This window comes from Paenarthrobacter ureafaciens (genome assembly GCF_004028095.1).
Lineage (GTDB): Bacteria > Actinomycetota > Actinomycetes > Actinomycetales > Micrococcaceae > Arthrobacter > Arthrobacter ureafaciens.
Genome location: NZ_SBHM01000007.1, coordinates 2,948,357 through 2,960,313, shown reverse-complemented (window position 1 = coordinate 2,960,313; position 11,957 = coordinate 2,948,357). Strand labels below are relative to the sequence as shown.

General features: G+C 64.3%; 11 protein-coding genes. 7 read left to right on the top strand and 4 right to left on the bottom strand.

Translation table 11 applies throughout. The features are described 5' to 3' along the window. Window positions 1–71: 71 nt before the first annotated feature. Both AUR_RS17860 and AUR_RS17855 read right to left on the bottom strand, forming a co-directional pair. On the bottom strand, window positions 72–971 hold the full coding sequence (locus AUR_RS17860; RefSeq protein ID WP_021473406.1) for a ParA family protein: 900 nt from the start codon (window positions 969–971) through the stop codon (window positions 72–74). A gap of 238 nt (window positions 972–1,209) precedes the next feature. After that, window positions 1,210–2,547 (bottom strand): cation:dicarboxylate symporter family transporter, encoded by a 1,338-nt coding sequence (locus AUR_RS17855; protein ID WP_021473407.1) that lies wholly within the window; start codon window positions 2,545–2,547, stop codon window positions 1,210–1,212. Between the two features lie 140 nt (window positions 2,548–2,687). Here AUR_RS17855 and AUR_RS17850 point away from each other — a divergent pair, with 140 nt between their 5' ends. The 6 genes from AUR_RS17850 to AUR_RS17825 all read left to right on the top strand — a co-directional run bounded on the left by AUR_RS17850 (window position 2,688) and on the right by AUR_RS17825 (window position 9,459). Further along, on the top strand, window positions 2,688–4,370 hold the full coding sequence (locus AUR_RS17850) for a sensor histidine kinase (RefSeq protein ID WP_128397223.1): 1,683 nt from the start codon (window positions 2,688–2,690) through the stop codon (window positions 4,368–4,370). Continuing rightward, window positions 4,367–5,080 (top strand): response regulator, encoded by a 714-nt coding sequence (locus AUR_RS17845; protein WP_062096066.1) that lies wholly within the window; start codon window positions 4,367–4,369, stop codon window positions 5,078–5,080. Before AUR_RS17850 ends, AUR_RS17845 begins: the two co-directional genes overlap by 4 nt. Before the next feature lie 76 nt (window positions 5,081–5,156). Continuing rightward, complete coding sequence (locus AUR_RS17840) at window positions 5,157–5,798, top strand: GntR family transcriptional regulator (protein WP_062096064.1); 642 nt, start codon at window positions 5,157–5,159, stop codon at window positions 5,796–5,798. Between the two features lie 23 nt (window positions 5,799–5,821). Continuing rightward, window positions 5,822–7,342 carry an MmgE/PrpD family protein gene (locus AUR_RS17835; RefSeq protein ID WP_021473411.1) on the top strand — a complete coding sequence of 507 codons (1,521 nt, stop codon included), beginning with the start codon at window positions 5,822–5,824 and terminating at the stop codon, window positions 7,340–7,342. Further along, window positions 7,343–8,248 (top strand): methylisocitrate lyase, encoded by a 906-nt coding sequence (gene prpB / locus AUR_RS17830; protein WP_062096061.1) that lies wholly within the window; start codon window positions 7,343–7,345, stop codon window positions 8,246–8,248. A gap of 71 nt (window positions 8,249–8,319) precedes the next feature. Next, the gene (locus AUR_RS17825) at window positions 8,320–9,459 is read left to right on the top strand and encodes a bifunctional 2-methylcitrate synthase/citrate synthase (protein WP_062096060.1); all 1,140 of its coding nucleotides are present in this window, start codon (window positions 8,320–8,322) and stop codon (window positions 9,457–9,459) included. A 122-nt stretch (window positions 9,460–9,581) separates the two neighbouring features. On the opposite strand, the gene AUR_RS17820 is transcribed toward AUR_RS17825, so the two are convergent. Continuing rightward, a complete protein-coding gene (locus AUR_RS17820; protein WP_062096058.1) occupies window positions 9,582–10,073 on the bottom strand; it encodes an 8-oxo-dGTP diphosphatase in 492 nt (163 codons plus the stop codon). Between the two features lie 56 nt (window positions 10,074–10,129). Here AUR_RS17820 and AUR_RS17815 point away from each other — a divergent pair, with 56 nt between their 5' ends. Beyond that, on the top strand, window positions 10,130–10,927 hold the full coding sequence (locus tag AUR_RS17815; RefSeq protein ID WP_128397222.1) for a hypothetical protein: 798 nt from the start codon (window positions 10,130–10,132) through the stop codon (window positions 10,925–10,927). Between the two features lie 20 nt (window positions 10,928–10,947). Here the strand turns inward: AUR_RS17815 and xerD are convergent, their stop codons facing one another. Then, window positions 10,948–11,955, bottom strand: a complete 1,008-nt coding sequence (gene xerD / locus AUR_RS17810; RefSeq protein WP_082694427.1) for a site-specific tyrosine recombinase XerD — start codon at window positions 11,953–11,955, stop codon at window positions 10,948–10,950. Window positions 11,956–11,957: the final 2 nt, after the last annotated feature.

Below are 11,957 nucleotides of genomic sequence, written 5' to 3'. Positions count from 1 at the left end.
GGCCGCGGCGCCGGGCCCTTCTGGAGACGGGTCCAGTGCCTGCGGAACTACCGGAAGAGTCACGCCGTCGGTTAGGGCGCGCCGCCGCGCGAGATGAGTTCCTTGGCCAGCCGGCGGTAGGCGTCAGCGCCCACGTGATTGCCGGCGTAGCTGGTAATGGGCTCGGCAGCTACGGTGGCGTCGGCGAACTTGATGGAACGCTTGATGACGGTCTCGAACACCTTGTCTCCGAAAGCTTCCACGAGCCGGGAAATGACCTCGCGGCTGTGCAGTGTACGGGCGTCGTACATGGTTGCCAATACGCCGTCCACCTGGAGCCTGGGGTTCAGCCTGTCCTGGACTTTCTCGATCGTTTCCACGAGCAAGGCGACAGCGCGGAGCGCGAAGAACTCGCAAATGAGGGGAATGATGACGCCGTGGGCGGCGGTGAGCGCATTGACCGTGAGCAGCCCGAGGGAGGGCTGGCAGTCGATCAGGACGACGTCGTATTCGTCTTCGACGCTCTTCAACGCACGGTCCAGCACCTGCTCGCGGGCAACTTCATTGACAAGCTGCACTTCAGCCGCGGAGAGGTCGATGTTTGCCGGCAGGAGGTCCACTCCTTCGACGCCGGTCTGGTGGATGGCATCGCGAATGCTCACCTTGCGGTCCATGAGCACGTTGTAGACCGTCAGGTCCAGCTCATGCGGGTTGACCCCGAGTCCTGCCGACAACGCACCCTGGGGGTCGAAGTCCACCAACAGGACTTTGCGGCCGAACTCGGCGAGCGCAGCGGCCAGGTTGATGGTGGAGGTGGTCTTGCCGACGCCGCCTTTTTGGTTGACCATGGCGATAACCCGCGCAGGTCCGTGGGAGGCAAGCGGAGCCGGTTCCGGGAATTCGCGGTAAGGGCGGCCCGTAGGTCCCATGATGGCGTCTTCCAGATCGAGCTCGGTGCCTGCCAGGGTTGCTGTTCCCCGTTCGATGCTCACTAATCCAACCACTCTTTCGACGACGATCTTCCCTGCCGCTGATCCTTGAGGTTCAGCCCTGCTACCCCCTAGGCTACAGCCCCCGACACGGTATTTTTGGGAACTTGACTTTCCTTCATTCGTGAGCCTTTACCCTCTAGTTGAGGTGGAAGGTTGCTTGTCTTTCACGGCGGTCCATCCGGACACGGGAAAGGCCGGCACCCTTGCGGGTACCGGCCTTCCTTGGTGCAACAAGGAGCTAGACAGAAGCCTTTTCCCGTTCCTGGGGAGCTTCGGCCACCTCGTCGTGAGCCATCATTGTTTGCTCGTCGAACGGTGCATTTCCGCTGAGAACCTGGTTGACCTGGGTTGAGTCGATCTCCTTGACCCAAGTGCCGATCAGGACGGTGGCCACGGCGTTGCCCGTGAAGTTGGTCAGGGCCCGGGCCTCGGACATGAAGCGGTCGATGCCAACGATCATTCCCACGCCGCCGAGGAGTTCGGGCTTGTGGGCCTGGAGGCCGGCGGCCAGGGTGGCCAGGCCTGCTCCGGTGACGCCTGCCGCGCCCTTGGAAGCGATGATCATGAAGACCAGCAGGGAGATCTGCGCGCCGAGGTCAAGGGGTGTGCCCATGGCGTTGGCGACGAACAGCGAGGCCATTGTCAGGTAGATCGCAGTTCCGTCGAGGTTGAAGGAGTAACCGGTGGGAACCGTGACACCGACCACGGGCTTGGAGACACCGAGGTGTTCCATCTTGGCAATGAGGCGCGGAAGGGCAGCTTCGGAGGATGACGTGGAGAAGATGAGGAGGTACTCGCGGGCGAGGTACTTCATCAGCTTGAAGATATTGACGCCGGCTACCGTGCGGAGCAAGGTGCCGAGGATGACCACGATGAACAGTGCGCAGGTGATGTAGAAGGCGAGCATGAGCGTGAACATGCTCAGGATTGCCTGGGCGCCGGTTGCACCGACGACGGCGGCGATGGCGCCGAAGGCGCCTACCGGGGCGAGCCACATGATCATGATGAGGATGCGGAAGACCAATCGCTGGCCGTGGCCGATGGCGTTGAGGATCGGCTGGCCCTGCTTGCCCATCTTCTGGAGTGCGAAACCTACCAGGATAGCCGCGAGCAGCGTCGGCAGGACCGGGATATCGCCCGGGATGATCCCGAGGAGGAAGTCCACGGTGCTGTCCGTTGCGGCCTTCTTGTTGGGGTCATAGGGAGTGAGCTTCAGCCCTTCTCCGGGATGGATCAGGTTGCCCACTACCAGGCCGATGGCGAGGGCGAAGGTGGACATGGCCACGAAGTAGCCCAGGGCAAGTCCGCCGACTTTTCCGACGGTGGCTGCCTTGGCGATGGAGCCGATGCCCAGGACGATGGTGCAGAAGATCACGGGCGCGATCATCATCTTGATCAGCTTGATGAAGCCGTCGCCGAGCGGCTTAAGCGATTTCCCTGCTTCGGGGAACACGAGGCCCACCACGGCTCCAAGGACTACGGCCAGGATGACGGCGATGTAGAGGTAATGCGACTTGTCGAGCCCCTTACGCCCTCCTGCGGCGGCGACTGCCGACTCTCCTCGTTGAGAGGTCATTGGATTCTCCTTCTGGATACTGTGTAAGGCGCCGCGGTGCTGCTTGCCAGCCCACTCCGCTGTCCTTGTGTGATATCCATCATTCAGCCAGTGGTGACACGTATCACCGTTGCGGTCATATTGGTCATGGGAGGCCACACGTGTTTCACAGCTGGAGTATTGCCCGCCGCCTGTTCGTGGCGAACTTGCTGTTCGTCCTGGTCCTCACCGCGGTGTTCGGCGCCTTCTCGGTAGTGGAGGCCCGCGACCGGGCGTACGACGATGCAGGCATCCGGATGCGGGCCATCGCTACGTCCATAGCCAACAACCCCTTTGTGCTGCAGGCCGCCGCCGCACCTGATCCGACAGCTTCCCTGCAGCCCTACGCCATGGAGGTGATGGCCGACGCCGAGGCCGACTTCATCACCATCATGGCGCCGGACAGGACACGCTGGACCCACCCCCGGCCCGAGGAAATCGGAGGGGCGTACATCGGGACCATTGAGCCGGCGCTGCGGGGCGAAACGTTTACGGAAGTTACGGCCGGCACGCTTGGGCCTTCCGTCCGGACCATTGCCCCCGTCAAGGACCCGGAGGGCACCGTGAAGGCCTTGGTAGCCGCCGGTGTCACTGTCCGCACCGTGGACACGGACCTGGCCCAACGGCTGGGGGTCATTGGCGGCATCGCCATAGGTGTGCTGATCTTCGGTTCCTTCGCATCCTGGCTGCTGGGCCGCTACCTCCGTACGGTCACCCGCGGCTGGGGTCCTGAACAGCTTGCCCAGTTGTTCGCCTATTACGAATCAGTCCTGCATTCGGTCCGGGAGGGACTCATCCTCATCGACACGCAGGGCAAAGCGGTGATGTACAACGACCAGGCCGCAGAGCTGCTGGGACTCCAGCCCGCGGCTGCCGACCGCTCCCCCGACCAGGCTCCACGGCTCAGCGAGCTTCCGCTGGAAGGCAGCCTCAAAGCATTGTTTGAATCCGGTAGGACCGCCCATGACGAGATCCACTTGACGGGTTCACGCATCCTGGTGGTCAACCAGGCCCCTGCTGCCGGACCGACCTCCACGCGAAACCGGCAAAAGCCCGCCGTGTACGGCACCGTTGCCACCATCCGGGACCGTACGGAGATCGAGTCGCTCGGCACGGAACTGGAAACCATGAAGACACTGTCCGACGCGCTGCGGGCACAGACCCACGAACACGCCAACCGGCTTCACATGATCGTGTCCCTCCTGGAATTGGGCCGCACGCCGGAGGCCTTGGAATTCGCTACCAAGGATTTGGAGTTGAGCCAGCAATTGACCGACGACATGCTCGCTTCCGTCGACGAGCCGGTCATGAGTGCGCTGGTGATGGGCAAAGCCGCGGAAGCCCACGAACGTGGCGTGGAGCTTTCCGTCCGGACATCGGGCAACGCCGACGTGCGCGGCGTGGAAATCCAGGACCTGGTGACCATCCTCGGAAACCTGCTGGACAACGCGATCGACGCCGCGGCCGCCGGCGAGCCGCCCCGGAAGGTGGAGTTGGCCGTGGGCGCCGGGGACGCCGTCGTCGAACTTACGGTCCGGGACTCGGGCCCCGGGATCGACCCGACCTCCATTGACGACATCCTGCAGTACGGCTACAGCACCAAGTCCCCGCACGATCCCCGCGGCGGCCACGGCAGGGGCGTCGGGCTGGCCTTGGTCCGCCAGGCTGTCCGGCGGCTGAACGGTAGGATGTCCATCGACAACCGGGGGCTTACCGATGGTGGTGAGGGGTCGGTTGACGGCACCGGAGGCGCCCGCTTCCATGTTGTACTGCCCGCGCCCGTTCCCAAGGAAGAGAAGGCATGACGGACATCCGCGTTCTGGTGGTCGAGGACGAACCCATTGCCTCGGACGCACATTCCACTTACGTCGGCAGGGTTGAGGGCTTTACGCTGGTCGGCACTGCGGCGGATGGACAGTCGGCGCTCCGGATCCTGGGCGAGTTTTCCGCGTCCGGCGCGCCCGTGGACCTCGTGCTCCTGGATATGAACCTGCCGGACCTGCACGGCCTGGACGTCGCGCGGCGCATGCGTTCGGCCGGAATATTCGCTGACATCATCGCCATTACTGCGGTCCGCGAACTCAGCATCGTCCGGAGCGCGGTGTCGATCGGGGTCGTGCAGTACCTGATCAAACCCTTCACCTACGCCACCTTCGCCGACAAGCTCAACAGCTACCGCACCTTCCGGGACCAATTGGCCGGCCCCGCTGCAGGCCCGTCGAAAGCCGGCGCCTCCCAAAGCGACGTGGACCAGGCGTTCGCCAGCCTCCGGGCCCCCACGGAACTGCCCCTGCCAAAAGGGCTGTCCGGGTCTTCCCTTGACATGGTGAAGGAGTTCGTCCGGGGCAACCCGGGACCGGTGTCGGCGAGCGAAGTAATGGAATCGCTCGGGATGTCCCGGGTCACGGCGCGTCGCTACCTTGAGTACCTCGCCGACGCCGGAACTGTCACCCGGGCGCCCAGGTACGGCACGCCGGGGCGCCCGGAGAACGAGTACGGCTGGAACCGGAACTAGCACTCCTTTGTATACATTCAACCCGTGCAGAGCAGCGCACTAGCGCTTAGGGGGCCTCGATGTATACACTGGCGGCATGCGCGCTAGTGACCGGGCTTACGCCACCCTCCGGGAGGACATCGTTGAGTGGCGTCTTCGTCCGGGGGCGGTCCTGGCCGAAGTGGAGCAATCCGAGCGGCTTGGCGTGTCCCGCACTCCCCTTCGGGAGGCATTGGGCCGGCTGACCGCAGAAGGACTGACGACGGCGGCAGGCGGCCGCGGCGTCGTTGTCACCGACATCTCCCTCGACAGCATCGATGAACTTTTCGAACTGCGCGAAACCCTGGAGGTCCGCGCAGCAGCCCTCGCTGCCGTTCGCGGGGAACCCGCCGTGTTTGCGGACTTGCAGGCCCAACTCCTCAGGGCACCTGAACTGCTCAGCAGCGAAGACCCTGCGCGCCGCGACTACTACGCCCTGGTCAGCCGACTGGATGACGCCATGGACGCCGCCATCGCAAATTCCTACCTGGCCCAAGCCATGCGCAACCTGCGCGTGCACTTGGTCCGGGTGCGGCGCCTCGCGGCCGACGACACGGCGCGGCTAAAGGCGGCGTCCGCAGAGCACGCTGCCATCGCCGAGGCCATAGCTGCCGGAAACAGCCGGCTGGCTGAAGCGGCTACCACCGTTCACCTGCACCGCAGCCTTACCCATCTCAAAGCCACATACGCGGCACGCTGAAACGCCCTACCCGAAGGAGCACCATGGTCCGGAACCACCACGTTCGTGTTTACAAGTCCGAGGAGAACCTCCCGCGTGAGGAGCAGTTGGCCCACAAGATCGCGGTGGTTGCCGCTGACCCCGTAGACGTGACGCCGGAAGTGACGGAGATGGTGATCAACCGGATCATCGACAACGCCTCCGTGGCAATTGCTTCGCTGAACCGTGCACCGATCGTTGCCGCGAGGGCGCAGGCACTGGCCCACGGGCCCTCCGCCAACGGCAAGGGCGCCAAGGTGTTCGGCATCGATGAGCGGGTCTCCCCGGAGTGGGCCGCCTGGGCCAACGGCGTGGCGGTACGGGAACTGGATTACCACGACACCTTCCTGGCCGCCGATTACTCCCACCCCGGCGACAACATTCCCCCGATCCTGGCCGTTGCCCAGCACACCGGGGCCAACGGTGCCGACCTCGTCCGGGCGATCGCCACCGGCTATGAAATCCAGGTGAACCTGGTCAAGGCCATCTGCCTGCACAAGCACAAGATCGACCATGTAGCCCACCTCGGTCCCTCGGCCGCCGCCGGCATCGGAACCCTGCTTGGCCTGGACGTGGAGACCATCTTCCAGTCCGTGGGCCAGGCACTGCACACCACTACCGCCACCCGGCAGTCCCGCAAGGGCGAAATCTCCACCTGGAAAGCCCACGCCCCGGCCTTCGCCGGCAAGATGGCCATTGAATCCGCCGACCGTGCCATGCGCGGACAGACCTCCCCCGTGCCGATCTACGAGGGCGAAGACGGCGTGATCGCCTGGATGCTCGATGGCCCCGATGCCTCCTACGAAGTGCCGCTGCCGGAAAAGGGCGAGGCCAAGCGCGCCATCCTTGACACCTACACCAAGGAACATTCCGCCGAGTACCAGGCCCAGGCCTGGATCGATTTGGCCCGCAAGCTCAACCGCGAGCACCCCGAAACCATTGACCCTGCCAACGTGGACTCCGTGCTGATCAAGACCAGCCACCACACCCACTACGTCATCGGCTCCGGGGCCAACGACCCCCAGAAGTACTCCCCCACGGCGTCGCGGGAAACCTTGGACCACTCCATCCCGTACATCTTCACCGTCGCCCTGCAGGATGGCGCCTGGCACCACGTGGACTCCTACGCCCCCGAACGCGCCGCGCGCCCGGACACCGTGGAACTCTGGCACAAGGTCAGCACCGTGGAGGACCCCGAGTGGACCCGCCGCTACCACTCCCTTGACATCACGGAGAAAGCCTTCGGCGGCACCGTTGTCATCACACTCAAGGACGGCACGGTCATCACCGATGAAATCGCCGTCGCCGATGCCCACCCGCTCGGTGCCCGGCCGTTCGCCCGCGAGCAGTACGTCAACAAGTTCCGCACCCTCGCCGCCGGCCTGGTCGAGGAGGCCGAGATCGAACGGTTCCTCGCCGCCGTCGAACGCCTCACCGAACTCGGTGCCGGTGAGCTTGACCAGCTCAACATCACCGCCGCCCCCGGCGTGATCAACCTCGAAGCAGCTCCGAAGGGACTGTTCTAAATGCTCTACTCCACCACCACGCCCGAACAGAAACGGGTGAAATTGCGGGAGCTGCTGGGCTCCGGGACCGTGCAGCAATTCCCGGGCGCGTTCAACCCGCTCTCCGCCCGCCTCATCGAGGAAAAAGGCTTCGCCGGGGTCTACATCTCCGGGGCCGTCCTGGCCAACGACCTCGGCCTGCCCGACATCGGCCTGACCACCCTCACCGAAGTCGCCACCCGCGCAGGACAGATCGCCCGGATGACGGACCTGCCCTCCCTCGTGGACGCGGACACCGGCTTCGGTGAACCCATGAACGTGGCCCGCACCATCCAGGAACTCGAAAACGCCGGCCTGGCCGGCTGCCACATCGAGGACCAGTTCAACCCCAAACGCTGCGGCCACCTGGACGGCAAGAACGTGGTGGACCTCGACACCGCCACCAAGCGCATCCGCGCCGCAGCCGACGCACGCCGGGACCCGAACTTCCTCATCATGGCCCGCACGGACATCCGCGCCGTTGACGGTTTGGAGGCCGCGAAGGATCGTGCCAAAGCACTCGTGGACGCCGGCGCCGACGCGATCTTCCCCGAAGCCATGCGGGACCTACGCGAGTTCCAAGCCATCCGCGACGCCGTGGACGTGCCCATCCTGGCCAACATGACCGAGTTCGGAAAAAGCGAGCTCTTCACCGTCGAACAGCTCCAGGAGGTGGGCGTGAACATGGTCATCTACCCCGTCACCCTTCTCCGCATTGCCATGGGCGCAGCAGAGCGTACTCTGGAAACGATCAAGGCTGCGGGGACCCAAGAGGCGCAAGTAGAGAACATGCTCACGCGCGCTCGCCTCTACGAACTCGTGGACTACGAGGCATACAACCAGTTCGATACCGGCGTTTTCAATTTCCAGGTTCCTGGCATCCGCTAGGCCCGTACCAACAAGGGGACGCTGGCCACCGGAATCTTCCGGCGGCCGGCACTAGAACGAAGGAGTTCAACATGGCAGATGTTGACATCAAGAAGGGCCTCGCCGGAGTCGTGGTGGATTACACCGCAGTCTCCAAGGTCAACCCGGAGACGAACTCGCTGCTGTACCGCGGCTACCCGGTCCAGGAGCTGGCCGCCAAGTGCAGCTTCGAGGAGGTCGCCTACCTCCTCTGGAACGGTGAACTTCCGGACCAGGCCCAACTGGCTGAGTTCACAGCCCGCGAGCGCGCAGGCCGTGCCCTGGATCCCGTGGTCAAGACCGTGATCGACACGCTTCCCACTACCGCGCACCCCATGGACGTCTGCCGGACCGCGGCTTCAGTGCTTGGTGCACGCCACGAACTCGCCGAGGACTCGAGTCCCGAAGCCAACATGAAGAAGGCCATCGATCTGTGGGCTGCCATGCCTGCCGTGGTGGCCTACGATCAGCGCCGCCGCAGGGGCGAGGACGTCGTTGAACCCCGGGAGGACCTGGACTACTCAGCCAACTTCCTCTGGATGACATTCGGTGAGGAACCCGTTGACGAGGTGGTAGAGGCTTTCAACGTCTCGATGATCCTCTACGCGGAGCACTCGTTCAACGCCTCGACGTTCACCGCCCGCGTGGTGACCTCGACGTTGTCCGACCTGCACTCTGCCGTGACCGCAGCCATCGGGGCGCTCAAAGGACCCCTGCACGGCGGCGCCAACGAAGCTGTCATGCACACCTTCGACGAGATCGGCATCCGCAGCGAAGAAACACTCGAAGAAGCCGCGGCCAGGGCCCGGTCCTGGATGGAAGAAGCCCTCGCCCAAAAGAAGAAGATCATGGGTTTCGGTCACCGCGTCTACAAGCACGGCGACTCACGCGTTCCCACCATGAAGGCCGCCCTGGACAAGATGATTGCCCACTACGGCCGTCCGGAACTCCTGGGCCTGTACAACGGCCTTGAGCAGGCCATGGACGAGGCGAAGGCTATCAAGCCGAACCTCGACTACCCGGCCGGACCCACGTACCACCTGATGGGCTTTGACACCCAAACCTTCACGCCGTTGTTTGTGGCCAGCCGCATCACCGGGTGGACCGCCCACGTCATGGAGCAGCTGGCATCCAATTCCCTGATCCGGCCGCTCAGCGAATACAACGGCCCGGAGGAGCGCCACGTCCCCTAAGACCGGGGTTGGAGAGCAGTACCCGGGTGTGAAAGCACCACAAACGACGGCGGTCCTGCCACCTTAACGTGGCGGGGCCGCCGTCGTTCGCATGGACGAGTCCCCGCTTTGTTCCGGTGCCCTTAGCTGCCGGACCAGGCGACGGTGTAAACGCTCGCGACGCTCTGGTTGTCCGGCGCAAGGTCAACCTGCACTGCGATCCGTTGCCCCGCGATCATGGCAGGCAGCCAGTGTTCGGCGTCCGCCCACATGCGTTCCACGGGAAGCCGCGCCACCGGATACCAGTCAGGGGCGATCTCATCGCTTTCCGATGGCTCCCCTATCCAGGTACGCGTCAAATAGACGGTAGTGGCCATGTTCCATTCAGGCCGGGCAGGGAAGATGAAGTCGACCGTTCCCGCCTGGACGAGGTCCGCTGCCCTGACCACGACGTTGATCTCTTCCATGACCTCGCGGACGGCTGCTTCCACGGCTGTCTCGCCGGGCTCCACGTGCCCTCCGACGCCTACGACCTTCCCGCTTCCGAAGCCCGTTTTCTTGGTACCAAGCAGGACGTGCTCTCCCTCGGCGTCGTTTCGAAGAAGGAAGCAAAGAGTCACGTGGGCTGCTGTCATGCAGCCCACCTTAACCCGATATCCCCCGCTGGTGCCGCCATTGCTACAGTGAGCGCATGAACAACTCCGGGGGTGAAATGCGCGCGGCCACAGCCGCCGTCAGCGACAGCGGAACCATCGCGGAGCCGGGGGCAGCCGAAGCCCGGGAAACGTTGACCACTGAACCCGAAGCAACTAGGGCTCCGGGTAAGCCACAGCAAAAAGCTCCGCACCGTGATGTCCGGCTTCCCAAGTGGCTTGTAGCCCACCCCCTGTACGTCGGTTGGGCATGGACTGTTGTATGGGCCGGGCTGATCGTCGTGGACGAGGTGGTGGACCTGGCAGGCTGGACGTGGTATCTGCTGGTCTTCGCTGCCGCGCTGCCCACGATCGTCTCCACCCTGTTCGTCCTTCATGCAACGCCCCGCAGCCACCTGCGCGCAGTGGATTCCACGGTGCTGGGCCACTTCTTCGTCAGGTTCCTGGCACTCGTCGCGGCGTTCATGGTCTGGGCAGCTTCGGTGGTGATGAGTGCTTCCATCTCCACTACGGTCCAAACCCTCATCGGGGACTCGGAGAAAGAAGTCACTGCCCTGGGCTTCAACCTGATGCTGGCGGCCGTCCCGTTGGTGCTGTCCGTCCTGTGGATGGCTTTCATCATCCGCTGCGCATGGTTCCTGAGGCGGCTTCGTGGCTGGCGGGAAGTGCCGCTCAAGACCCGCGTCCCCAGGAAGTTCCTGCGCCGCCAGCCGGACCTGAAGAGGGTAGTTGTGGGTTTGGCCCATCCGGGACTGTTGCTGGTTGCCGGGCTGGGAACGTCGCTGCTGGCGGTCTTCGTGGATGCCGTGGAACTCACCATCAGCGTCCTGGAGTAGGGCGCCTGGATCCTGGACGGTCAGCCCAGGGCGCGGGGATGCGCCGCTGCGTAGACTTCCCGCAGAGTATCTGCCGTCACCAGGGTGTAGACCTGCGTCGTGGTAACTGACGCGTGGCCCAACAATTCCTGCACCACCCGGACGTCCGCTCCACCTTCCAGGAGGTGGGTTGCGAAGGAATGGCGCAGCGTGTGTGGTGACACGTCCTTGGTGATGTTCGCTTTCTCCGCGGCAGCCTTGAGGATAGTCCAGGCGCTCTGGCGGGAAATCCTTCCGCCGCGGGCATTGAGGAACAAGGCCGGGGTCCCCTTACCCTTGGAGGCCAGGAGGGGCCGTCCACGGACGACATAGGCGTTGATAGCCCGGGCACCGTAGGAACCGAGCGGCACCAGCCGCTCTTTGGAACCCTTTCCGAAGAGCCTGACGATCGCAGGATCGCCCACCGCACCGTCCGGTGCCACGCCGTCCGTTGTCGTACTCTCGGTTGACGTGCTGTCCAGCGAAACATCGTCCACATCCAGGCCGACCGCCTCGCTGATGCGCGCACCGGTGGAGTACAGGAATTCCAGGAGGGCCCGGTCCCGTAGTCCGGTGGCAGTGTCGGTGCCTGCTGCCTCCAGAATCCTCGTTACTTCGTCCACGGTGATGGCTTTCGGAAGCCTCCTGCCCGGCATCGGCGGGTGGACCTCGCTGGCGGGATCCGCCGTCGTGATTCCTTCCAGCGCCCAGAATTTATGCAATCCGCGGACCGCCACCACAGTGCGCGCTGCGGAGCGGACGTTCAGTGCCGACGCGCCGTCGGAACCGTCGGACAACGCCTGCACAAAGGCGGTGACGTGGTGTCTGGTGATGTCCCGGGGCCCGGATACTCCCTGGGCGGCCAGGAAGTTCGCGTAGCGGGCGAGGTCGCGTTTGTAGGCGGACAGGGTGTTGGCAGCCAACCCGCGTTCCACCCCCACGTGTTGGAGATAGTCAGTCATTGCGCGGTCAACACCGTTGACAGCGCGCGCCTCCCCGGGCCCGGGCATGC